Source organism: Allohahella sp. A8, from assembly GCF_047946665.1.
GTDB lineage: Bacteria > Pseudomonadota > Gammaproteobacteria > Pseudomonadales > Oleiphilaceae > Allohahella.
In genome coordinates this window covers 392,880-415,929 of sequence record NZ_CP172312.1, presented here as the reverse complement: position 1 = coordinate 415,929, position 23,050 = coordinate 392,880, and the positions used below count along the sequence as shown (strand labels likewise).

The following is a 23,050-nucleotide window of genomic DNA, read 5'->3' as shown; positions in this document are numbered from 1 at the left end:
GTATACAGTGATTTTCTGGGGAGCCATATCGTTGACGCTCCACGCACTGTTTATTGTATTCGCGCCGGAGCAGGCAGCGATGTCTGACGCAGGCGGCATGGAAGTGCGAATCGTGCGTAGCTTGCCTGCCCCCACAATGCCCACTGCGGCCGCTCCCTCAGAGGCACCACTTCTGCCTACACCAGCACTACCGCCGGTGATGGAAGCCGGCGAAGAGCCCGGCACGACGCCCCTGGAACCCTCCAGACTGGTAGAATCGCTCCAGGCCACGACAAATCCCGCATCTGGTGAGAGGGCATCTCGGCCTGTCATCGCGAGCAGCAACGGATTGAACCTTGGCTCGGCCACACAGCCGCCACAACAGAAAAAAACGGCCGCGGCCAAACCAGCGTCTGCTCCATCCGTGTTTGCAGGTACAGCGGACAACAAGCGCCCGCCTGAAGCGACTGATCCGGCTAGCGCAGCTGCGGCGAATGAGACGGCTGCAATAATCAAGCGTCTGGTGGGAGAAGACGAGCGGGAAGTGGCCGAGCGGCTGGCGGAGATTCCGACGACGGAATCCCCGTACTGGAACTATCTGATGCAACGACTCGCGCAGCCGAGATGGCATCATCAACAGTTCAATTTCCGCTCACTCAAGCGCCAGCGAACGCTGGCAGTGGATCTTGAATTCTATCCTAACGGTATCGTGAGAGCTGCCAGGATCGCCCGTAGCAGCGGACTTGAGGATCTCGACGCCGCCGCTATTCGTGCGAGCTACGCTGCAGCGCCGTATACGCCGCCACCGCCCGAAGACAGGCAGTACGGCTACACTTACAGGATCAAGCTGAAGTACATGCCGAGCGCCCCGCCCGGCTGATCATGCAGCGTCTGACTTCACCAGACTCTGCAGTTTGCCCTTCTCGTACATGTCCAGCACGATATCGCATCCGCCAACGAGCTCACCATCAACATAAAGCTGCGGGTAAGTGGGCCAGTTCGAATGAGCTTTCAGCGCCTCCCGCAGTTCAGGGTGGTCCAGAATGTTGACGTAGGCGAATTTTTCGCCGCAAGCCATGAGCGCCTGAACAGTCTTGGCGGAAAACCCGCACTGCGGCGCGTTTGGCGAACCCTTCATATACAGAATGATGCGGTTATTGCTCAATTGTTCTTCGATTGTCTTGGCGACATCCATAAATTTACCTCATGTGTTTCATAAATACTGCCGCGAACACGTTCAGCAGGTAAACTCTACTATACTGCTCCGCATATGTTCGGAAGGGATCCGTACTGCGCTCAGGACGGCGCCGGTTCGTTAGCCGGGTACAGTCCCAGGAACCCTCCGCCTTCAAGGCAGCATCTGATTCGGTCTGTTCGCGGCCCGAATATCTGATGATCGAATAGTCTATCACTAGTTTAGCTGGAGGTCTTGAGGCAGTTTCAAGGCGATCGGCACATTATACAAACGAGGTCGCGCATACATGCCTGCACTGTACTCCAACAAATTCGGTCGCCTGCCACTACTCATCTCAGGTGGCGATGGATGCTGGTTACAGCGGGAAAATGAAAGCCCCTTGTTCGATGCGATTTCCTCACACAATCAGTGCAACCTGGGCCATCAACATCCTGAGCTCGTTGCGGCCGTGAAGACCCAGGCTGATCGTCTGTTGAGCGCGTCACCGGCACTCCAGTTGCCCGTTCAGCAGCGAGCTGGCAGTGACCTCTGTCAGATTGCGACCATGCATTCGGCAATTCTGTGCGACTCAGGGGCCGAAGCAAACGAGCTTGCCATCAAGCTCGCCAGATTCCAGGGCCGACGAAAGAAGATAGCCGTTCCGGCCATCCTCACCTTCGAGGGCAGTTTCCACGGACTCTCACTGGCCACCATGAGCGCAAGCGACTACCGAAAGGCGCACGCCCGTTACGAACCACTAGTCAAAGGTTTCGTGCGTGCGCCGTTCAACGATCTTTCCAGGCTGCGCCAGATCGCGGAAGCCAACAGTAATATCACCGCTGTCATGGTGGAGTCGGTTCAGATCGAAGCCGGTATCCGTTTTGCCAGCACAGAGTTTCTTCATGGCCTCCGACAGATCTGCGATGAGTTCGACTGGCTGCTGATACTTGATGAGATCCAGACCACGGCTGCTCGAACCGGCACCTTTTTCTCCTTCCAGGAGCATGGCATCAGTCCTGATGTCGTGACCTGCGGGGAGGCACTTGCCAACGGGCTGCCTTCGGGCGCATGTATGGCACGTGATGCTGCAGCTGATCTGCTCCATGACGGTGCCCGAGGCACATCGCTCGGTGGTGGGCTGCTGAGCAGCGCGGTGATCAGTGCGCAATGTGCGGTTATCAAGCAGGATCATTTGAGCGAACTGGCTATCGCCCGAGGCGAAGAGTTGCTCCACGCCCTGAAAGCTGCCTTTGCCGGCGCACATTACATCAAGGATATTCGTGGTCGCGGTTTGCTGATTGCGATCGAAATGGCTGAACCATGCGAGGCCATCATCCCGCTGGCGCTAAATTCTGGGCTTCTGATTGAAGTCTATCGTGAGAAAGTGATACAACTGAGCCCGCCGTTGATCATGCAATCAGAAGATCAGTCATTTCTGCTCGACAGCATGGTCAACCTGATCAAGCTCTATGCCGGAGATGATCGCAAGACCCCTCGACACTGAGCGCCGGGTTGCATCCCCAGATGTAGCCCCTGAACGCGGCTCAGTGAGACAAGCAACCTTCACTGGTTTCGGCATCACCAGTGTAGTCACACTAGGCAAAACCTTTGACTATTAGACACTTTCTGACTCTTCAGGACTTCACCCCTGCAGAGCTGGACTACATTATTCAGCGCGGTATTGCACTGAAGACCAAGCAGGCCAATGGCGAAATCTTCGAACCTCTGCGAGCCAAGGTGCTCGCCATGATCTTCGAAAAATCGTCGACCCGTACCAGAGTCTCTTTCGAATCCGGCATGGCTCAACTGGGTGGTCAGGCCCTTTTTCTCTCGTCCCGGGATACACAACTCGGTCGAGGCGAACCGGTCGAGGATAGTGCGCGCGTGTTATCGAGAATGGTCGATATCATCATGATCAGGACTTTCAGTCATGAAACGATAGAACGATTCGCCGAGTTCTCCGATGTACCTGTCATCAATGCGCTCACGGACGACTATCACCCCTGTCAGTTGCTAGCCGATATGCAGACCTACTACGAGCATCGCGGCAGTATCCGCGGCCGCACAGTGGCCTGGATCGGCGACGGCAACAACATGTGCAATAGCTATATCAATGCCGCCTGCAGCTACGACTTCAAGCTACGAGTGGCTTGTCCCAAGGGATACGAGCCTCTCGAAGCCTTGTGTGAAGCTCATGCAGACCGCATTTACATCACTGAAAGTCCAGAGGATGCCGTATCCGGGGCGGACCTTGTCGCCACCGACGTGTGGGCATCGATGGGACAGGAAGAAGAGGCGAAAATACGCGCAGCTGCTTTCAAGCCCTATCAGGTCTCTCCCGAGCTGATGCGGCATGCAGCGCCAGATGCGCTGTTCATGCATTGCCTGCCCGCGCATCGGGGCGAGGAAATATCTGAGACCATGCTCGATCACCCAAGTTCAGTCGTCTGGGATGAAGCTGAAAACAGGCTTCACGCACAGAAGGCGCTGATGGAGTTCCTGCTCAATGGTCGTGTCGACTGATCAGCGCTATGCGCTTGAGATAGAAGGACTCTCCGCTGGCTACGAGGGCCAGGACGTTCTGCATGGGGTGTCGTTCGTTCTGAAGCCAGGCGAGATAGCTTGCCTACTTGGACCTAGTGGCTGTGGCAAGACCACCCTGCTCAAGACCCTCGCGGGGTTCAACACAGTCTCCGCTGGTCAGGTGACAATTGGTGGGCGCCTATTATCATCGACTACAGTGAATGTTTCGCCTGAGCATCGAGCCATCGGCATGGTGTTTCAGGATTTTGCCCTCTTCCCCCACTTTTCGGTAAACGAGAACATTGCGTTTGGACTCGACCGACTCGGCAGACAGAAGCGCAAACAGACAGTAGCCCAGTTGCTCGATCTCGTCGGCCTCCATGGCTTTGGCGAACAGTATCCTCATGAACTGAGTGGTGGTCAGCAGCAGCGGGTCGCCCTCGCCCGTGCTTTAGCGCCCGAACCTTCGCTACTGCTGCTGGACGAACCGTTTTCCAGCCTCGATGCCGAACTGCGGGGGCGCCTGAGTCTTGATATTCGCGACATTCTCAAACAACGCAACGCGACCGCGCTCATGGTGACGCATGACCAGCAGGAAGCTTTCGCAATGGCGGATCAGGTGGGCATTCTGAAAGATGGCGTACTTCAGCAGTGGGACTCGCCATTCAATCTCTATCACGAGCCGGCCAATCGCTTCGTGGCCAATTTCATCGGCAGGGGAACGCTGCTGGAAGGCGTTATGCGCAGCGGTGAGGCGATAGAGACTGAACTGGGGCTATTGATCGGCAATCGGGCCTACCGCTGGCCGGAGGGCCATCCTGTCGATGTACTCCTGAGGCCTGATGACGTCGTTGAAGACCGCAGAAGCTCCCTGAGCGCCAGAATCGTTGGTAAGGTTTTCGCCGGCTCATCCACCCTGTACAGGCTGGAGCTCAAGTCTGGCAAACGTATAGAGATCCTCTGTCCAAGCCATCATGACTACGAGCTGAACGAATCTCTCCCTATCCGGGTACAGGCGGATCATCTGATTGCGTTCGAACGACATGAAACAGTCTGAAGCTGATCGAAGGCGGGCTACTTTTCTACAGGCAAAAAAACAGGGCCAAAAATGGCCCCGAATACATGAAACAAGGAAAGTTCGATAGAACTACAACCTCAAAGCGTCATCCTTAACACTGATTAAAGTGTAGTTCAGCACAAATATACCGTATGTTGCTGAACTGTCTGATTTTGTTACCGTTCGTTACGAGCTGAGTTGTTTCCGTGGCCAGACCAGGCTGAACTTCGCGCCCCCCAACGCACTCCGCCCGACAAAAGCCTGGCCCCCATGCCAATACAGGATGCGACGAACGATGGAAAGGCCCAGCCCATAGCCGCCACTGCTTCTGGTGCGACTGTCGTCCAGACGGGCGAAAGGTGTGAAGATACGTTCCCAGTCTTCCTCCGGCACACCCGGTCCATCATCTTCGACGTCTATTCTGATGGTTTCGTCGCCGAAGCTGGCGTTGATCTGTACCTGTGATTTCGCATAGCGGGCGGCATTACCGACGAGGTTCTGCATGGAGCGATGGATATATCGGGGCTCGACCTCTGAAACGACCGATCTTGGATCAGCCACCTGGATGTTGGCCTGAATGGCTATGCGCTGATGGATTCGAGTCTGTTCACTGACGATCTGCTGCACGATGTCTTTCACGTTCGTCGTCTGGAAGTCGAGGATGGGTCCGCCCTGCTCCAGCCGAGCATAGGTCAATATCTCATCGATCAGCTCATTGAGCTCCTGAATGTCGGAATCAATACCTTTAAGCTGCTTGGTGACGACCTTGTCGTCGACGAAATCCTCGATCATCTGGATGCCGAATCGAATTCGGGCTACAGGCGTTCTAAGCTCGTGCGAAACGGCGTGAATCATCTCCCGCTGCACGTCAACCAGCCGCTGGATATGGTCCGCCATACTGTTGAAAACGCTGCCAAGGCGTCCGACCGCGTCGACATGCTGATCTACCACTCGTGCATCCATGTCGCCTCGCGAAATTCGATTGGCAGCAGTTTCTATCTTACGCAGCCGTCCCTCGATCTGTTGCAGGAGCAGATGCAAGGTCACGCCGACGCAAACCAGCGCCAGCGCGACGAGTGTTCCGAGAACCGGCCAGGCCCAGACCCTGAACCGAGGCAAGGGAGATAACTGAAGAAACTGTCTGTCATCGAGTGCCACGGCCAGCGCCCGCTGCTCCACACCAGCGTCCGGTTGAGCATTGATGGGAAAGACCGTCCAGCCTTCCTGGGCGAATCGCTGCCTGAGGCTTAATTGCCACAGCGCCATATTGTCGAGCGGCTGCAGCACCAGCGGAAGGTTGAGACGCCTGGCCAGCGATTTCACCGTCGCTGTCTGCAAAGCCTCATCACTCTGCCTGCTGAGAATAGAAACGAGTCTGGAGCTCCAGAGCGCCGTCTCGAGCTCCAGGTCTGAAAACAGAATAGACAGGACCTCCCCTGTCGCAAGCATGCCGAAGGCCTGAGTGCCGCCGTGATAGGGGACGACGACGCTTTGCCCGGCGAGCAGACGCTCGCGCTGAATGCCGGTCAGCGGTAACTCGTGCAGCTCACGGAGCGCATATATTTCGCTGCTCCCGGTGATGGCGCTCAGCAGGTCTAGCCGCGGTCGTATATCTTCCGCCAACCAGGTTATCAACGGCGTGACTCGCTGCTCTCGATAGTCGCTGTAGCGGGTGGTGTTGAGGAAGTGAAAGATTGCGATAGCAAAGACGGCATAGATCAGCAGCGCGCCAGCCACGCCAAAAAAAACCCGCAGGAAAACGTTATCGGCTATCGGGAGATCGTCCATACCAGCCCAACGCTTCCAGCTGGCGCTGTTCTGCCTTGCCGAACTGATCATCTGCCTGATGGCCGACCTGGCAGGATGCCAGGAACATCCGGATGTCATTAGATTTCCCTGACGAAGAGATACCCCTTACTGCGAACCGTCTTGATTCGTCTCGGATGAACTGGATCGTCACCAATCTTGGGTCTGATTCGCGAGACCCTGACATCGATCGAACGGTCCTGCCCGTCGTATTCGATGCCTCTGAGCGCAGTGAAGATTTCCTCGCGGCTGAGCACTCTGCCCGCGTTACTGGCCAGCAGCCAGAGCAGGTCGAATTCCGCACTGGTCAGATCGATACTCGCGTCATCCAGCCAGGCTTCACGCATGGATCGATCGATCACAAGATTGTTGAACTGTAGCCTGGAAGGCTCGTCGCCGGAGCGAGCTGCATCTACAGGCTCCTTGACATTGGTTCCGGACTCATTGATACGACGAAGCAGCGCTCTTACCCTGGCGAGCAACACGCGCGGCCTGACTGGCTTGCACATGTAGTCATCGGCGCCCATCTCCAGCCCCAGCACCTGATCGAGATCATCAGTGCGCGCTGTCAGCATCAGAATCGGACCTGTGTAACTCGGTCGTACCTTACGACAGATCGAAAGGCCATCTTCGCCGGGAAGCATGAGATCGAGTACAACGAGGTCAGGCTGTTCAGTCTGAATGCGCTCAATCGCTCTGGTGCCATTTTCTTCGACGCTGACGATCAGACCGTTGGACTCAAGATACTCCTTGGTCAATTCAGCCAACCGTTCGTCATCTTCGACAATTAATATCCGCCAAGCTTCGCTGTTATCCACGATGTCTGATCTCACTTCGTAAGTTGGAACATGACTCTGAGCCATTTTTTTGATTCTTGTACAAAAAGATAGCCAAGAAGCTGTGTTAAGCAACTTTTTGTTACTGTCACCGTCATGTCACACTCGGGCTCTACTATGGACTGGTTTGTCAATCCAGCGCCTGAAACTGCAGAGGCGCGCGCTTGCTCAGAGGTTTCCATGGACGCATTGCTCACAGTAAATAACGCTGCCCTCGCCATCAAGACATCACCTGCGCCCAAACGTGCGGAGCTTTTCGTGAAGGTAGCTCGAACGGCCGAGGAGCTCAGCGCAGCTCAGCGGCTACGCTTCATGGTCTTTACCGAAGAGTACGGCGCGGAGCTTCAAACCCCGACTGCGGGACTCGATATAGATCACTACGATCAACACTGTGATCATCTGTTGGTGGTTGACAATGTGAGCGGCAGGGTCGTTGCCACGACCCGTCTGCTTGATGACCGTCAGGCAGAGAACTGTGGCGGATTCTATTCAGAAAGTGAGTTCGATCTCGCTGCCATCACAGCACTATCTGGTCGCAAACTCGAAATCGGCAGAACCTGCGTGGCCCCGGCATTTCGTAATGGCGCCACCTTGGCCCTCCTGTGGTCGGGTATCGCCAGATACGTGCTCGATCACGACTATGACTACCTGATGGGCTGCGGATCGATAAGTGTCTCCGAGGGATTTGATGAGGCCTGGTCCATAACCCGGCAGATCCACAACAGTCATCTTATCGACCCCGAGCTTCGGGTCGAGCCTCGGAACGCGCTGCCTCGCCAGGCCGAAAATGTGAAAAGCATGTACGGGCGCAAACAAAAGGTTATGATCCCGCCACTGATCCGAGCGTATCTGAGACTCGGGGCCCGCATCGGCGGCGACCCTTGCTGGGATCCCCACTTCCGCTGCGCTGATCTCTTCATTTTGCTTGAAGTCAGCGCACTGGAGGCGAGATACGCCCGTCATTTTCTGAAAGACAAGGAAACCACAGGAATTGCAGTCCCAGAATAAGCACAGTCTGTTCCAGAACATCAGACTCGGCCTTCGTGTCGGCGCAGTCATCATCTATTTTCTTAGTGGCGCACTCTTTGCGCTTTACTTCATTGCCAGACGGGCACTCTCAGGTGGACGCTATTCACCGTCTGGCGTTACCCACCTCTGGGCCAAGGGCTTTTGCAAGGTCATGGGCCTTCGTATCCATCGCTACGGGGAACCCACCACGGCCACTTGCATGATGGTGAGCAATCACGTGTCGTGGATCGATATTGCCGTCTTTGCGGCAACGACAAAGGTCCACTTCCTGTCCAAAATCGAGGTAAGGCAGTGGCCGCTCGTCGGATGGCTAGCCGAAGTTGCCGGAACGCTCTTCATAAAACGGGGCGGCAATAACGCTGGCAGTGTCATCGATGACCTGCGCGGTTTTCTGCAAGCCGATAAGAGCATACTGATGTTTCCCGAAGGCACGACCACACAGGGACTCACCGTGAGGCGCTTTCATAGCAAGCTGTTTGCCGCTGCGATTCAGGCCGGCGTGCCTTTACAGCCCATGACAATTCTTTATGAGTGCGATGGGACGCTGAACTATGCAGCACCCTTCGTAGGCGATGATGATATGCTCTCGCACCTCAAGCGCTACCTTCGCAACCCTGGCGGAAGTGTTCATCTGATGGCGCATCCGGCAATACCCACCTCACCAGATTCGTCGACTGCGGAAATCACACGACTGGCGTCGGCAGCTGTGAATGCAGGCCATGCTCGACTCCTGGCCGCACTGGAAAAGCCGCCTGGGCCACCACCACCGCCAATCAAGGGCAAGCTTGGCCGCTTTCAGTGACTAGTCAGAGGTGCATCAAGCCTCTGCATCGTCGGCGGTCTGCCGCATGGCCAGCAGAAAGAGCCTGAACTCGGTCTCCGCCTTGAGACCGGCCCGCCAGCCTTCGGCTGTATTCCATTTACCCTCATAACCCATCAACTCGAGTGCTTTGGCGTCTACTTCATAGGCTTCCGTCTTGAGGAGCCATGCCTTCGCCACCGTCTCGGCCATCCCTGCACGTGAGGCAGTGGCAGTCTTCAGCCATTTTAGCGCCTTGCCCACCCTCAGCTCGGTGTCAGTGAAAGCGCAGTCGAATGGAAACGGCGGGAAGGCTGGGGTCTCGGCGGTAAAGGATGTGTCGAGCTGTTGCATCGCATGCTGGTAAGTGCTGGGAAAGTTATTGGTGTGCGCCGCATCGAGGCGGAAGTCCTTCGGTAGTTTACCCGCCTGCTTTGCCTGCTCGATCAGCGCAGGCTGAAAGCGGCTGTCGGCAATACTGATGATGGCAGCATAGACCTCCGCGTCCTGTTTTCCTCGGGTATCCGCTATGCCATATTCGGTAATGAATATGTCGCGGAGATGACGTGGTATGGTCTGGTGCGCATAGTTGAAGACGATATTCGAGCGCGTCTCTCCGCCCGCCTCACGCGTGGATTTCAGCATGAGTACCGAACGCGCACCAGGCAGCTGATGCGCCATTTCGACGAAGTTGAACTGACCACCTACACCGCTCACCACCCGGCCGTCGTCAAGACCGTCCGACACGGCGGCACCTCCGGCAGTTACCATCATGGCGGAATTCATGAGGCGGGCCTGGGCGCGCTGCGCTATCTTCAGTTGCTCCGTACCAAGACGGTGATCATACAACGAGTTGATGTAGCGCACGCTGGTCATGCAGATCGCAGAGCGCTCAGTCGCCTCCATGTTCCGCAAGGCGTCGTAAAACTCTTTTGGCCCGAGGAAGAATCCGCCGTGCGCCAGGATGCCATAGAGAAGTTCATCGGCGAACAAGGCATCTTCTAGCGCCGTTCTCGTTTCGGTATCGGTGGTATCGGCAGTACACTCGTAGGCGTCGAAGTAGAGCTTCCCTTCCCGTAACTCCACCCCCGACTTCATGACACCTATCGCCTTGAGGTAGGCAAGATCCGCGTCGCAGAGCACCCTGTCGATAGCACCACTGGCCACCAGCGCATCTATCAACGGTAACGAAGCCTTCCGGTTCAGCATCGGCTCGACCGTCGCCGAGTCAGCCAGGGCGTGCAGCGCCTGCTGCAAGGCCAGATCCTTATACACGGGCCTGGTCAGGATTTTTCGACGCATCAATTGTACGAAGCCGTCGGTCAGCATCTCGCTGCACCCATAAAGGCCGGTCGTGAAAGGCTCAACACCGCCGATATCGGCAACAACCGGAAAACGTTCCTGTAATTTGATCAGGTCAGCGAATTGGGTATATCGCTCGTTCTCGTGCTGCCGAAGTATGGTGCTGTGCACCAGGGCAGTTCCGAGAGAGCCGATGCCGATCTGCAGTGTTCCGGCATCGCGCAACAGTGAACTCGCATAGAACCCAATCATGTGCTCCGCAGGACCAACCGCCATAGAAGGCACTGCAAACAGCGGTGAATGCGGCTTTGGCGGGTCGAATATCAATTCGAAATCGTCAACGCCGACCACCGCATCATTCGGCATGAAAGGCAGATTATCGTTGATCTCAGCAATTCGACAGACAGGCTTGCCAGCGGCTTTCAATCGATTGAGTTCGACGTTGAGATCAAGTGTGAGATCGGGATTGCAGCTCAGCGAAAAACATCTCGGCGCCAGACCCGCCGCGGTCTCCGGGTCTGGCGCTACATACTGGGCAATCACGTTGATACCTTGCAGAAGGAGATCCCGCACTACGTGTGTGTAATTGCTCGAGATGTAGTGCTGTTGAGCGTAGTTGTTTCCCAGATAACCCGCAGCCTGAAGAAAGAACTCCGTCACTTCGACGTTCGCAGGCAGCTCACCCGACCTCACAGCCCTGTCGTAATCGAGGGTCGCAACATCAGCATAATTTCGCTTTAGAAAAGCTTTGAGGAAGCGCGCTTCAAGCCCAGATTTAGGCGCTGGCGCCGAAAGCGAGAGTGCGGTGACGATCTTCAGCGATAGTGAGGGATCGGCTTTCGCGCGTCGATACAAGGCATTGATGACTGTCGCAGCCTTCCCTATTCCGAGCGGCAAGCCAATGACGATACGTTTGCCGACTCTGGCAATAAGCTCATCGATGAGTGATTCGACATCGGTATGAGCCGCAGCTCCGGCGTAAGCGTCTGTTGCATTTGACATTTCATTTCCGGCCCAGATCTGGAAGAGCCGTCAGTGTGCCAGTTGAATTCCTATTAAAACAACCAACCCACAACAAAAGTAGAGGTATTACCGTATAGGTTGATCTGATAATGAGCCTGCTGCAGCGCATCCTTGAAGAATGCAGGTGCAGAATCGTATTTGCAGCGCGGCATAAAACCGCGGTTTCGGTCTCCGGCACTGAAGATGACTTCAGCGGACTCTTCTATCGCATCGCCCATCCACCGCGGAAGAATTCGATCTGCCAACTCGCTCAGACGATCATCCTTGCTGACTTCTTCCGAGCTGTGCGTGCTACTCAGCCGGGGTCGGACTTCAGAAAATCCAACGAGGTTGCCAAGTTCAGACAGCTCGATGGTGAATCCGCGATGCGCGTTCAGACGCTGATGCTGCGGCTGGAAGGCATGGTGGGGCCGGTATTTTGCCGGGTGATATTGCTGCGAACCGAAGCCTTCGGCGCGAGTCTGCTGGCTCTGCGCAATCAGGTTCAGGCACAGCAGAATGGCGAATAATCTGTACAGTATCATTGACGTTCTCGGCGCTCGAGGACGGACAGCAAAAACCAGTGGTGATTTCATCTGCTTTCCTGCCATTAATTTGTCATTGAGCAAATAATAGCCACGTGCGCTTTGAAAAACTGTGACGAACTCCCTGCACGTCGGCTTTCTGGCCTTGAAAGTCGTAATGTTTTGTCAACAGAGTGTCACCGCAGTGTAAGCACCCGCTTAAAGCGAGCGAGCCAACAACCACTCCGCCGCGACCGCCCATGTCAATGCAGGCGCCTGACTACCTGCAAAAACCCCGGCGTGGCCACCTGGCACGACACAAAATTCCTTGTCTTTTGACGCCACGATTTCCAGCAGCCGGTGAGCTGATTTCGGGCTGACCAGACGATCGTCAGCCCCAGCAAATGCCAGGATGGCGCATTTGATGTTGTCGAACTCCGCTCGCTGATCTCCCATTCGGAGCCGTCCACCGGCCATCTCATTGTTGATCATCATGCTTACGGTCATTTCCTTGATCGTCTGACCGGGGTAGTCGACCATATCATCGAACCAGCGGCTGACAGTCGTGTGGCTGATAACAAATTCCCGGTCCCAGAGGTTCACCAGCAACTCCCAGTAGTTGATGACGCTGCCGAGGGGATTGGTTAGTTTGAAAACCAGCGAATTGAGCCAGCCGGGCACATGCAGGTAGCGGGCAGGCAAATCCATGAGTGAAAAGTTGAGGAGGCGGGAAACGATTTGTGCAGGCCGATAGACGGCTGTGAGAATGCGGCCTGCCACGCCACTCTGGTGCATATCGATCGGGCTGGCGACCGTCACTACATTGCGCAGGCCGGTGTCGTCTGCCGTTGCTGCGTACATGAGTGTCAGCAGCCCGCCCATGCAATAGCAGAAACAGGACACTTCAGTCTGCCCGCTATCTTCACGCACAGCTTTCATGGCGGCTGGCATCCACGACAGCACATAGGTTTCAAGGGACAGTTCATAGTGTTCTTCGGTGACCTCGCCCCAGTCGAGCAGGTAGACGTCAAAACCGAGCGCAAGAAAATATCGAATGAGGCTTCGGTTCGGCAGCAGGTCAAAAATCATCGACGTGGCCGCCAGCGGGGGTACGAATACCAGTGGCACCGGCAATCGGTCACGCTTGACCTCGATGATGTCGTCGCCGATCTGAATGGCGTCCTCTTCAAGCGGCAGGTAGTGCCGCACCGACATGATGCCGTCGCGGTAGATCTCCTCGTAGGGCGTGAGATTGGCCACAATGAAGTTTTCCGAAAACAGTCGCCGCTCGATGAGGTGCAGGGCACTCAAGAGCAGTCGACGGGCAAATTTCGGTGGATGCGCAACAGCGCTATCAGGCGCTTCAGTACTCATCTTGGCGGGGGTCTTTCTCTTCACACACTTTCCTCGTAGAATGCTGATTACGTCGGTGTCCGCAGCAGGTAAATCCCTTAGCTGTCAAAGGTATTACCACAATAATGAACACACCGCATGCAAAGGGAATACAAAAGATGTCTCAGGCTAATGCCGACCTTCTCGACGCAACCTGTCTTCAGATAAGGGGCGCGCTCACACCGCTCACCACCTTCGAGCTCTACTATTACGACGAGGCGAGATTCCTCGAAGCCGTGGAGGAAAAGATAGCTCAGGCGCCGAAGCTCTTCGAGAATTTGCCAATAGTGCTCAGCCTGGAGAAGTTCGAAGGTAATGGTCCGGAGGACGAGGCATTGCCCGTGAGTGAAGCGGCAGCGCTCGACAGTCTGGATTTCGGGCTCATCAAGCGTCAATGTGCCGGGCTTCGTTTACAGCTCGTGGCGGTACGCGGTGCTAGAGGCGTCGTTGCAAAAAATGCCAAGGCTGCAGGTCTCGCGGTCATGACCTCCCAGCGTTCGCTGGCAGAGGCGACCCGTATTCCAGCGCCAGAAGCCGACACCGAGAACGAAGACAAGCGCTTGCAGCCGGTTTTTCGGCCGCAGACCAACGAATCGATTGTCGCACCTCAACTGGCGCCAGAAACAGAAGATCGTGAGACTGCCGTCGAACCGGCAGAGCCGAAGGCCGAACCGGCCGAAGTTGCCGTACCAACCAACCGGATCGTCACGACGCCGGTACGCTCGGGCCAACAAATCTATGCCAAAGGTGGCGATCTCATCGTCACTGCGCCGGTCAGCGCCGGAGCGGAACTACTCGCGGACGGCAACATTCATGTCTATGGTGCTTTGCGCGGTCGTGCGCTCGCCGGTGTGAAGGGCAATCAGTCAGCACGAATTTTCTGTCACAGCCTCGAGGCTGAACTGGTCTCCATTGCCGGGCAGTATAGAATCAGTGAAGATCTGCAGAAGACTGAGTGGCAGAAAAGCTGTCAAATCTATCTTGCAGACGGCAAGATGAAAATTCAGGCACTCAACTAAAACCAACCAGCTTCAATCAGGATTTGTCAATTGAGTAAAATCATCGTTGTTACCTCGGGAAAAGGTGGTGTGGGTAAAACCACTACGAGCGCCTCAATCGCGACTGGACTCGCCCTGAAAGGTCATAAAACCGTAGTAATCGACTTCGACGTGGGTCTGCGAAATCTTGACCTGATCATGAACTGTGAGCGACGGGTCGTGTACGACTTCGTCAACGTCATCAATGGTGAGTCGACGCTGAACCAGGCGCTCATCAAGGATAAGCACTCCGACAAGCTATTCATCCTGCCCGCGTCCCAGACCCGCGACAAGGATGCGCTGACCAAGGAAGGCGTCGGCAAGGTTCTCGACGAACTGGCTACGAATTTCGAGTTCATCGTCTGCGATTCGCCGGCTGGCATCGAGCACGGTGCGCTCATGGCGCTCTATTTCGCAGATGAAGCCATCGTGGTCACCAACCCTGAAGTCTCCTCGGTACGTGACTCTGACAGGATCCTCGGCATCCTCAACAGCAAGTCCAAGCGAGCTGAGCAGGGCCTCGAGCCAGTCAAGGAACACCTCATTCTGACCCGCTACAATCCGGTTCGTGTGGCCAAGGGTGAAATGCTCAGCGTCAAGGACGTCGAAGAAATCCTGTCGATTCCTCTGCTTGGCGTCATCCCAGAGTCGCAGTCAGTGCTGACGGCATCCAACCAGGGCGTTCCGGTAATACATGAAGAAGAGAGCGACGCAGGCCATGCCTATCGCGATGCAGTCGCCCGACTACTTGGAGAGGAACTGCCACATCGTTTCATCGAGCAGTCTCGTAAAGGCTTCTTCCAGCGAATGTTTGGAGCTTGAGCATGAGTTTCTTTGACTACTTCAGAACAAAAAAAACCGCTACTGCCAACATGGCAAAGGAGCGTTTGCAGATCATCGTGGCTCACGAGCGAAACCGTCGTGGCCGCCCGGATTATCTGGACAAGCTTGAACAGGAACTCCTCGAGGTTATTGGCAAATATGTCAAGATCAATCGAGAGGACGTCCAGGTTCAGCTGGATCAGAACGATGATTGCGCCGTACTTGAGCTGAATATCACCCTGCCGGACTAGCGGCCGTCTAGCCTACCGACGCTTTCGTTCACCGGCTTTCGTCCGCAAGGGGTCGAAAGCGTCTCAGTTTGCCACAGTTGCCCGTGTTACCATTCGCCGCGCGTGCTGTGCTAGCCAGTCAGCTGAACAGAATTTTCCAATGAAACGGCATCTATGACCCCACCGAAACTTGAGGCTGCAGCACGAGTGCTCAGCATTGTGCCCAAACCGGCTCTGCCACGCATTGCGCCAGGCGCTCCGGCGGTATTTCTTCTGAGCATCTGTCTTTTGCTCACCTCTGCCGCAGGTCGGGCCGAGCTGAAGATCGAAGATGAACAATGGAAACGCGATTACGAGAAAGACGGTGTCGTCGTCTATACCCGTCGCTTTCCTGCCAGTGATTTTCAGGCCTTCAAAGCGGTCTACACGCTTGATGCGTCAATTGAAGACATTATGGCGGTTATGTCGGACCCGGCCTCCTGCACAGAGTGGGTTCTGAACTGTGTGGAATCGTGGGGCTTTGACGACAAGCAGTTTGCAAAGCGTTATGCCTATAGCGTCAATGATCTACCCTGGCCTGTGATGGACAGGGACTATGTTCTCGAGATCAACACAAGCAAGGCGCCAGACTCGGACACCATCGTCATGGACCTCTACGCGGTGGATCACAAAGTAGCGCCGAACAAGAACTACGTCCGGGTGAACAAGCAGGAAACGCATTATCACATTACCCCGCTCGGTGATGAGCAGACGGAAATCGTCTGGCTGCAGCACACTGAACCAGCTGGTGCCATTCCGAGCTGGCTGGTGAACGCCCTGATCGTCGATATTCCATATAAATCACTCAAGGCGCTTGAAAAGCTCGCCAATTCGGACAAGTATCAGGGCTATGAGGTTCAGTACAGCGAAGACGGCGTGATCACAGGAGTCGAAAAACAGCCTTGAGTGCACAGCCCCGGCGCAGCCGCGCGATCGATATCGAAGACAAGGTCAAACGACGTAGTGATATCGAGCGTGCTGCCGCAGAGCTGCTGAAACAGGATATCGACGCCCTTCCCTCGGTTAGTGATATTGCCAAGGCTGCCGGCCTGGCCAAAGGTACTCTGTATCTGTACTTCGAGACCAAGGAAGCCATCTACTTCTCCATTCTCGCCAGGCACTACTGCACATTACTGGCGTCACTCGATAGCTTCTTCAGAAACGACAGACAATCTGCCAATCCCATCGATGAAGCCGTCGGCCTGATCGCGGACTTCGTACGCCTGAATCCGGATTTCATGCCACTGGCCTGTCAAAGCGCTGCTGTGCTGGAGCGAAAAGTCGATGAAGAGGTAATTGTCGAGTTTAAATCCCGTCTACTAACCGACATGGGCCAGGTCAGCGAAGCGATTTGTCGTCGAATAGCAGGCCTGACAGGGGCGGATTGCGTACAACTTCTTATTCAGACCCACGCCATGCTACTTGGTCTCTGGCAGATGCAGCATCTTCCAGCGGAAGTGAACTGCATACTCAGGAGTCGGGGTCTTGCTGCCCTGATTCCCGACTTTGACTCAGGAATTCGCCAGGCGCTCCGGCAGCTCTGGCAGGGCGCGCTGCTCGTCAGGGCTGGTTGACAGGATAATTCGATGACAGAGCATCTGTCGGTGCATCGTCTGCCGATGTATCGTCAGGTAATCAAACAACAGACGCAAAGACAGGTGGTATAGATGGCGCCAAGCCAGAGCAATAAAAAAACCTATGTCCTCGATACCAATGTATTGATTCACGACCCGAACTCCGTGCTCAATTTTGAAGAGCACAATGTCGTCATCCCCCTCATCGTGTTGGAAGAGCTCGACAAGCTGAAGAATGGCAATGCCTCCATCGCGGCCGACTGCAGGCAGGCTATCCGCCTGATCGACCGGCTGCTTGGCGACGCATCGCCTGAGCTCATTGAAAGCGGCGTGCCCATCTTTCGTGAAACGACGAACGACTACTCGGGCTGCATTTCGATCCTGATGGATCACTCCGGCAGCGAACAACTTTCCGACTCTCTGAACGACAACAAGATCATCAATGGTCTGCTGGCCTTGCAGGAAAGACAGCGCAAGCTGAACCAGACACTGCGCAGTGGCAAGCGCGATCCGAAGAACACCGACGATCAGCTACCGAGTATCGCCGTACTCGTGAGCAAAGACATCAATATGCGCCTGAAAGCTCGCGCCTGCGGGGTCGAAGCCGAGGACTATCATACAGACCAGCTGATTGACGACATCGACTTGCTCTCGAAAGGCTATCGTGAATTTGCAGGCTCCTTCTGGGACAACATCGACAAGGTAGAGACCAAGCAGGATGGCGGGCGAACGATTCATATACTGCCAGTTTCAGATGCGCTCAAAGGCATGTCGATCAATGATTTCGTCCTCGACAAACAGGACTTCATCGGCAAGGTCTGCGGCTTTGGCGACAACACCGTGCACATCCTGGACCTGACGCATCACCACCTCATGGACAGAGAAGCCTGGGGCCTCATGCCGAGAGACATCTATCAGGCCATGGCGCTGGATCTACTCATGGATCCCGACATCCATCTGGTGAACCTGACTGGTGCAGCAGGTAGCGGCAAGACCATTCTGGCCCTCGCTGCGGCGATAGAAATGACGGTCGCCAGCAAGGGCTACAAGCGCATCATCGTGACTCGAAGTACTCAGGGGCTGGACAAGGATATCGGCTTCCTGCCGGGCACTGAAGCTGAAAAGATGGAGCCTTGGCTGGGCGCGATTACCGATAACCTCGAAGCCCTCCATCAGGACGACGAGAACATGACCGCGAGTGTCGAGTACATTCTGCAGAAGGTGCCGATTCAGTTCAAATCGTTAAACTACATCCGCGGCAGGAGCTTCCAGTACAGTCTCATTATCATAGACGAGTGCCAGAACCTCACGCCACACCAGGTCAAGACGATCATCACTCGAGCAGGCACCGGCTCCAAGGTCATCTGCCTTGGCAACCTGGCCCAGATCGACACGGCATATCTGAGTGCGCCGAGTTCGGGCCTCACCTATCTCACCGAGCGCTTCCGAAATTTCGAACATGGTGGACACATTCATCTGCAGGGCGTTCCAAGATCGATATTGGCACAGTTCGCCGAGGCCAATCTCTGAGTGAGGCTGTGAGTTGAGCGATCAGAAAGCCTGCGTGCTGCACTGGTTTCGCAATGACCTGCGGCTAGCGGATAATCCGGCGCTGACGGCCGCAGCAACCAGGGCTGCCGACGAGGCGCTGCCGCTGCTCTGCTGCTTCATCATCTGTCCGGAGCAGTGGAAGCAGCACGATGAGGCGCCGATCAAACTGGATTTTTTGCGACGCACATTGTGGGAGCTGGGAAAAGCTCTGGAAGAACGCGGTAACTATCTCTTTCTGCTTACGGCCAATACCTTCTCAGAAGTACCCGACGTACTGGAGACTTTCGTCAAAGCCATTGATGCGCAGGCCCTGTTCTTCAACGAGGAGTACTGGGTCAACGAGCATCGTCGTGACCAGGCGGTAGCGGGCCGACTCTTGCCGGTTATGAGATCTCTGCACAGCTATCGCGACCAGAGCATACTGCCGGTGAAGTCGATTCGAACCCAGGCCGGAGAACCCTATAAAGTCTTCACCCCCTACAAACGCAGCTGGCTGGAGCACACTGACGGGTCTCCCATATCGCTTTGGCCAAAACCTCCGCAGACAGTGACACCCGACAAGCCACTTGTGGCAGCGGCAAATCGCGCGGCCACTCGAGCCGATACAGCTAAAGCGATCGCTGAGGTTTTCGCCGCACTCGAGTTGACCGACTCCACAGCCTGGGCCGCAGGTGAGGATGCAGCACACGATGAGCTCGAGGCCTTCATCGACTCTCGGGCCGAAGACTATGACACCCTGCGGGACAAGCCTGCAGTGAACGGCACCAGCCAGATATCTCGATTTCTCGCGAATGGCACACTTTCAGGTCGACAATGTTATGTCGTTGCGACCGAAGCTCGACGACGCCTCAAGGCCGAAGGCGCCTCGGAGCACGCAACGAAAGGTTTCACGACCTGGATCAGTGAACTCATCTGGCGAGACTTCTACATTCATCTGATGACAGATAACCCACGCCTGTCTATGCATCAGCCCTTCAAGGCGGACACCGACCAACTGCAGTGGAACGAAGATTCGTCAGGATTTGAAGCCTGGTGCGAGGGACGCACTGGTATTCCCCTCGTAGATGCAGCCATGCGGCAGCTCAAGCAGACGGGATGGATGCATAACCGTCTACGCATGGTAACCGCCATGTTCTTCACCAAGAACCTGTTTCTCGATTGGCGCCTCGGTGAGCGTTATTTCATGCGCAATCTTGTTGATGGCTACCTACCATCGAACAACGGCGGCTGGCAGTGGAGTGCGTCGACAGGCACTGATGCTGCGCCCTACTTCCGGGTGTTCAATCCTGTAAGCCAGAGCCGTAGTCATGATCCTGATGGCGAATTCATTCGCCGTTTTGTTCCCGAGTTGGCGGACCTCGATAACAAGAGCATTCATGACCCTGGGAAAGCGCAACGCAAGGCCTGTGACTATCCCGAGGCAATAGTGGATCTCAAGACTACGCGGGCCTTGGCGATCGAGCGTTTCAAGAATCTGGGCTAACGCGCCGGAGCCAGGAGGTCAGTGAGCGCAGACGGTGCATGCCGGGTCCTGCCTGAAGCGCAGCATTCTGAACAGCGCGCCATTGGCATCGTACAGCAGCAATCTGCCAAGACTCTGCTGATGTTGGTTCAGCAGCACCTTGACTGCCTCCACAGCCTGAAGCGCACCAATAACCCCAACCAGCGGCGAAAGCACGCCACTCTCGGCACAGTTTGCTGCGCCCGTGGCTTCGTCCATGTCCCCGTAAAGACAGTGATAGCATGCCGAGCCTGTTGCACGGCTATCAAAGACGCAAAGTTGTCCTTCGCTACGAATTGCTGCGCCCGAAACCAGCGGAACTCGATTATCCACGCAGAACCTGTTCACGCCTGACCGGGTGGCGAAGTTATCACTGCAATCAAGTACGAGATCGATGCCTTCCAGCACAGCCTCCTTGCCTTCGAACCGCTTCCGCACAGGCTTCGCAGAGACATGCGGATTGAGTTCTTGGAGACGGCGACAGAGGGTCTCAGCTTTCGATTGGCCGATATCGGCAGTGGTAAACGCAATCTGTCGCTGCAAATTACTCGATTCGATGACGTCGTCATCGAAGATGATCATAGTTCCGACACCGCTGGCCGCAAGATACATCGCGGCAGGACAGCCGAGACCGCCAGCGCCGACTACAGCCACCCGTGCCTGCTTGAGAATCAGCTGTCCCTCGAAATCGATATCTGGATGAAGAATATGGCGGCTATAGCGAAGAAGCTCTTCATCGCTTAGATCATCGGTATCGGCATCCACAGTGCTCACAGCTGGACTCCCGCCGTTTGAAGAGCGGTCAACGAGTTCCGACCCATCGTCACTCGTGGCTGCCCGGCCAGATCGAGAACCGTGGCGATTTCTCCGAAACCAGCTGCTCGCATCAAGTCTCTGACTGCAGGCCCCTGGTCATATCCATGTTCGAGTAGCAGCCATCCCTTCGGCTGAAGCCAAGGTGCTGCATCTGCCACAATGCACCTGATGCTATCGAGGCCATCTGGCCCGGAACTCAGCGCAAGCGTTGGCTCGTGACGCAGAGCCGGCGCATCAAGATGAGGGTCTTGCAGGGCGATGTAGGGCGGGTTGCTGACTATGAGATCGAACTTCGCCTGCGCCGGCAATCGCCCGAGCTCGGATGACAGCGCCTCAAACCAGCTTCCGGTTAGCAGTGTCGTCTGCCCGGCGAAGCCGTGTCCCGTGATATTTGTAGTAGCGACCGCCAGCGCCTCGGTCGACACATCGGTTGCGGTGTACTGCCAGTCAGTTTCCTCGGACGCCAGGGCGCAAATGATAGCACCACTTCCCGTTCCCAATTCCAGGACATCCAGCACCGCCTGACCGCTTTCGATGATGAGCTGACGACCAAGCCGCAAGGCCTCGACGACCAACACCTCGGTATCCTCTCGCGGAATCAGCACGGCATCGCTGACCTGGAGCTCGAGACTCCAGAAGTCCTTCCTGCCGAGAATGTAAGCCAGAGGTTCACCGGCAAGGCGGCGGTCGAGCAGGTCATGAAAGCGTGCCTGCATCTCTGAGCCCAGCATCGTGTCATCAAAAGCTCTGAGCCAGGCTCTGGACTTGCCCACGATTTCGAGCAGGAGCAGTTCTGATTCCAGGCGAGCCTCATCAGCACCGGCTCCTCGAGATTTTAGCGCGAGGCCGGCAGTTCGCAGAATTTGTCTGATAGTGGTGCCACCTTCAGCCGCCATACGGTGAGGGGCGCCACTGTCGATGTCGTTATCAGCCATCGGTATCGTTCAGAGTGGCCAGCATCTCGGCCTGATACTCCTGCAACAGTGGTGTGATGACAGGGTCCAGATCGCCCTGGACAACCTCATCCAGCTTGTACAGGGTCAGGTTGATTCGGTGATCGGTCAAGCGCCCCTGCGGAAAGTTATAAGTTCGGATTCGCTCTGATCGGTCACCGCTGCCAACCAGCAACTTGCGCTTCTGCGCCTGTTCACTGGCTTGTTTGGCTTGCGCAGTATCGAACAGCCTCGCCTGCAACAGGGACATCGCCCGGGCACGGTTCTTGTGCTGCGATCGCTCATCCTGACACTCGACCACAGTACCCGTAGGCAGGTGCGTAATACGGATCGCCGAGTCGGTCTTGTTAACGTGCTGACCACCGGCGCCACTTGCACGGAAGGTATCGACACGCAGATCGCTTGGATTGATGTCAATGGCTGCAACAGCCTCGACTTCAGGCATGACAGCCACTGTACAGGCTGATGTGTGGATTCTTCCCTGCGACTCAGTCGCTGGTACACGCTGCACTCGATGCGCGCCAGATTCGAACTTCAGCGTACCGTAGACATTGTTGCCGGAAAGTCTGGAAATGACCTCCTTATAGCCGCCGTGTTCACCAAGACTCTCTGACAGAATCTCGACCTGCCATCCACGCTGCTCCGCATAGCGGCTATACATTCTGAACAGGTCACCTGCGAAAATGGCCGCTTCATCGCCACCTGTGCCAGCCCGGACCTCAAGAAAGACGTTGGCTGTGTCCCGGGGATCCTTAGGCAGAAGCAGTAATTGAAGCTCGGCTTCGTGAGCCTCGAGCTCAGCATCGAGCTCGTCAATCTCATCGGCGGCCATTGCCTTCATATCAGGATCATCTTCAGCGAGCATTTCCTTCGCTGCCGCCAGACCCGCTTCTGTTTTACGAAAAGCAGCAAAACGGGTGACAAGGGGTTCGAGCTCGGAAAACTCCTGTGACAGCTCTCGGAACCGCGTCTGATTATGGATGATATCGGCATCGCTCAGCATGGCCGATACCTCTTCGTGGCGATCCTGTAGATGCTCGAGCTTGCGACGTATGGAATCTTTCATTGGGCCTGTTCGGAAACCTGTTAAAAATGAAGAAAGGG

The 23,050-nt window shown here is 55.7% G+C and carries 22 protein-coding genes; 13 read left to right on the top strand and 9 right to left on the bottom strand.

All coding sequences use genetic code 11. From position 1 onward, the window contains the following. Positions 1-79: 79 nt before the first annotated feature. The gene (locus ACH3PB_RS01955; RefSeq protein ID WP_416397795.1) at positions 80-859 is read left to right on the top strand and encodes a TonB C-terminal domain-containing protein; all 780 of its coding nucleotides are present in this window, start codon (positions 80-82) and stop codon (positions 857-859) included. Here the strand turns inward: ACH3PB_RS01955 and grxD are convergent, their stop codons facing one another. Beyond that, complete coding sequence (grxD, locus tag ACH3PB_RS01950) at positions 860-1,174, bottom strand: Grx4 family monothiol glutaredoxin (RefSeq protein WP_416397794.1); 315 nt, start codon at positions 1,172-1,174, stop codon at positions 860-862. It lies immediately after the preceding gene. A 286-nt stretch (positions 1,175-1,460) separates the two neighbouring features. Here grxD and ACH3PB_RS01945 point away from each other — a divergent pair, with 286 nt between their 5' ends. The 3 genes from ACH3PB_RS01945 to ACH3PB_RS01935 all read left to right on the top strand — a co-directional run bounded on the left by ACH3PB_RS01945 (position 1,461) and on the right by ACH3PB_RS01935 (position 4,733). Beyond that, a complete protein-coding gene (locus ACH3PB_RS01945) occupies positions 1,461-2,657 on the top strand; it encodes an aminotransferase class III-fold pyridoxal phosphate-dependent enzyme (RefSeq protein WP_416397793.1) in 1,197 nt (398 codons plus the stop codon). Positions 2,658-2,761: 104 nt separating this feature from the next. Beyond that, on the top strand, positions 2,762-3,676 hold the full coding sequence (argF, locus tag ACH3PB_RS01940) for an ornithine carbamoyltransferase (protein WP_416397792.1): 915 nt from the start codon (positions 2,762-2,764) through the stop codon (positions 3,674-3,676). Further along, entirely contained in the window at positions 3,660-4,733 is a 1,074-nt protein-coding gene (locus ACH3PB_RS01935) for an ABC transporter ATP-binding protein (protein ID WP_416397791.1), read from the top strand. Before argF ends, ACH3PB_RS01935 begins: the two co-directional genes overlap by 17 nt. A 186-nt stretch (positions 4,734-4,919) precedes the next feature. On the opposite strand, the gene ACH3PB_RS01930 is transcribed toward ACH3PB_RS01935, so the two are convergent. Together ACH3PB_RS01930 and ACH3PB_RS01925 are read right to left on the bottom strand one after the other, a co-directional pair. Further along, entirely contained in the window at positions 4,920-6,620 is a 1,701-nt protein-coding gene (locus ACH3PB_RS01930; protein WP_416397790.1) for an ATP-binding protein, read from the bottom strand. Beyond that, entirely contained in the window at positions 6,620-7,402 is a 783-nt protein-coding gene (locus ACH3PB_RS01925; RefSeq protein WP_416397789.1) for a response regulator, read from the bottom strand. Before ACH3PB_RS01925 ends, ACH3PB_RS01930 begins: the two co-directional genes overlap by 1 nt. A gap of 90 nt (positions 7,403-7,492) precedes the next feature. Here ACH3PB_RS01925 and ACH3PB_RS01920 point away from each other — a divergent pair, with 90 nt between their 5' ends. Beyond that, the gene (locus ACH3PB_RS01920; protein ID WP_416397788.1) at positions 7,493-8,383 is read left to right on the top strand and encodes a GNAT family N-acetyltransferase; all 891 of its coding nucleotides are present in this window, start codon (positions 7,493-7,495) and stop codon (positions 8,381-8,383) included. Next, positions 8,367-9,206, top strand: coding sequence for a lysophospholipid acyltransferase family protein (locus tag ACH3PB_RS01915; RefSeq protein ID WP_416397787.1), 840 nt, complete (start codon positions 8,367-8,369; stop codon positions 9,204-9,206). Before ACH3PB_RS01920 ends, ACH3PB_RS01915 begins: the two co-directional genes overlap by 17 nt. Positions 9,207-9,221: 15 nt before the next feature. Here ACH3PB_RS01915 and ACH3PB_RS01910 read toward each other — a convergent pair whose 3' ends face one another. The 3 genes from ACH3PB_RS01910 to ACH3PB_RS01900 form a co-directional block, all read right to left on the bottom strand. Beyond that, positions 9,222-11,507, bottom strand: a complete 2,286-nt coding sequence (locus ACH3PB_RS01910; RefSeq protein ID WP_416397786.1) for an acetyl-CoA hydrolase/transferase C-terminal domain-containing protein — start codon at positions 11,505-11,507, stop codon at positions 9,222-9,224. A gap of 53 nt (positions 11,508-11,560) precedes the next feature. Then, a complete protein-coding gene (locus tag ACH3PB_RS01905; RefSeq protein WP_416397785.1) occupies positions 11,561-12,103 on the bottom strand; it encodes a hypothetical protein in 543 nt (180 codons plus the stop codon). A gap of 147 nt (positions 12,104-12,250) precedes the next feature. Then, on the bottom strand, positions 12,251-13,429 hold the full coding sequence (locus tag ACH3PB_RS01900; protein ID WP_416397784.1) for an alpha/beta fold hydrolase: 1,179 nt from the start codon (positions 13,427-13,429) through the stop codon (positions 12,251-12,253). 113 nt (positions 13,430-13,542) lie between these two features. Here ACH3PB_RS01900 and minC point away from each other — a divergent pair, with 113 nt between their 5' ends. The 7 genes from minC to ACH3PB_RS01865 all read left to right on the top strand — a co-directional run bounded on the left by minC (position 13,543) and on the right by ACH3PB_RS01865 (position 20,159). Further along, positions 13,543-14,442, top strand: a complete 900-nt coding sequence (gene minC / locus ACH3PB_RS01895; RefSeq protein WP_416397783.1) for a septum site-determining protein MinC — start codon at positions 13,543-13,545, stop codon at positions 14,440-14,442. 30 nt (positions 14,443-14,472) lie between these two features. Continuing rightward, positions 14,473-15,282: a septum site-determining protein MinD gene (minD, locus tag ACH3PB_RS01890; protein WP_416397782.1), complete on the top strand. Its 810-nt coding sequence runs from the start codon at positions 14,473-14,475 to the stop codon at positions 15,280-15,282. Positions 15,283-15,284: 2 nt separating this feature from the next. Beyond that, entirely contained in the window at positions 15,285-15,533 is a 249-nt protein-coding gene (gene minE / locus ACH3PB_RS01885) for a cell division topological specificity factor MinE (protein ID WP_344809063.1), read from the top strand. Between the two features lie 153 nt (positions 15,534-15,686). After that, positions 15,687-16,457 carry an START domain-containing protein gene (locus ACH3PB_RS01880; RefSeq protein WP_416397781.1) on the top strand — a complete coding sequence of 257 codons (771 nt, stop codon included), beginning with the start codon at positions 15,687-15,689 and terminating at the stop codon, positions 16,455-16,457. Beyond that, positions 16,454-17,125, top strand: coding sequence for a TetR family transcriptional regulator (locus tag ACH3PB_RS01875; RefSeq protein ID WP_416397780.1), 672 nt, complete (start codon positions 16,454-16,456; stop codon positions 17,123-17,125). The genes ACH3PB_RS01880 and ACH3PB_RS01875 overlap by 4 nt, the downstream gene beginning before the upstream one ends. A 93-nt stretch (positions 17,126-17,218) precedes the next feature. Beyond that, the gene (locus tag ACH3PB_RS01870; RefSeq protein WP_416397779.1) at positions 17,219-18,655 is read left to right on the top strand and encodes a PhoH family protein; all 1,437 of its coding nucleotides are present in this window, start codon (positions 17,219-17,221) and stop codon (positions 18,653-18,655) included. 13 nt (positions 18,656-18,668) lie between these two features. Further along, entirely contained in the window at positions 18,669-20,159 is a 1,491-nt protein-coding gene (locus ACH3PB_RS01865; protein ID WP_416397778.1) for a cryptochrome/photolyase family protein, read from the top strand. 18 nt (positions 20,160-20,177) lie between these two features. Here the strand turns inward: ACH3PB_RS01865 and ACH3PB_RS01860 are convergent, their stop codons facing one another. Genes ACH3PB_RS01860 through prfA form a run of 3 tightly spaced genes read right to left on the bottom strand, consistent with a single transcriptional unit; the run spans position 20,178 to position 23,012 of the window. Next, a complete protein-coding gene (locus ACH3PB_RS01860; protein ID WP_416397777.1) occupies positions 20,178-20,951 on the bottom strand; it encodes a HesA/MoeB/ThiF family protein in 774 nt (257 codons plus the stop codon). Then, positions 20,948-21,928 (bottom strand): peptide chain release factor N(5)-glutamine methyltransferase, encoded by a 981-nt coding sequence (prmC, locus tag ACH3PB_RS01855; protein ID WP_416397776.1) that lies wholly within the window; start codon positions 21,926-21,928, stop codon positions 20,948-20,950. Before prmC ends, ACH3PB_RS01860 begins: the two co-directional genes overlap by 4 nt. Further along, the gene (gene prfA / locus ACH3PB_RS01850; protein WP_416397775.1) at positions 21,921-23,012 is read right to left on the bottom strand and encodes a peptide chain release factor 1; all 1,092 of its coding nucleotides are present in this window, start codon (positions 23,010-23,012) and stop codon (positions 21,921-21,923) included. The genes prmC and prfA overlap by 8 nt, the downstream gene beginning before the upstream one ends. Between the last annotated feature and the right edge of the window lie 38 nt (positions 23,013-23,050).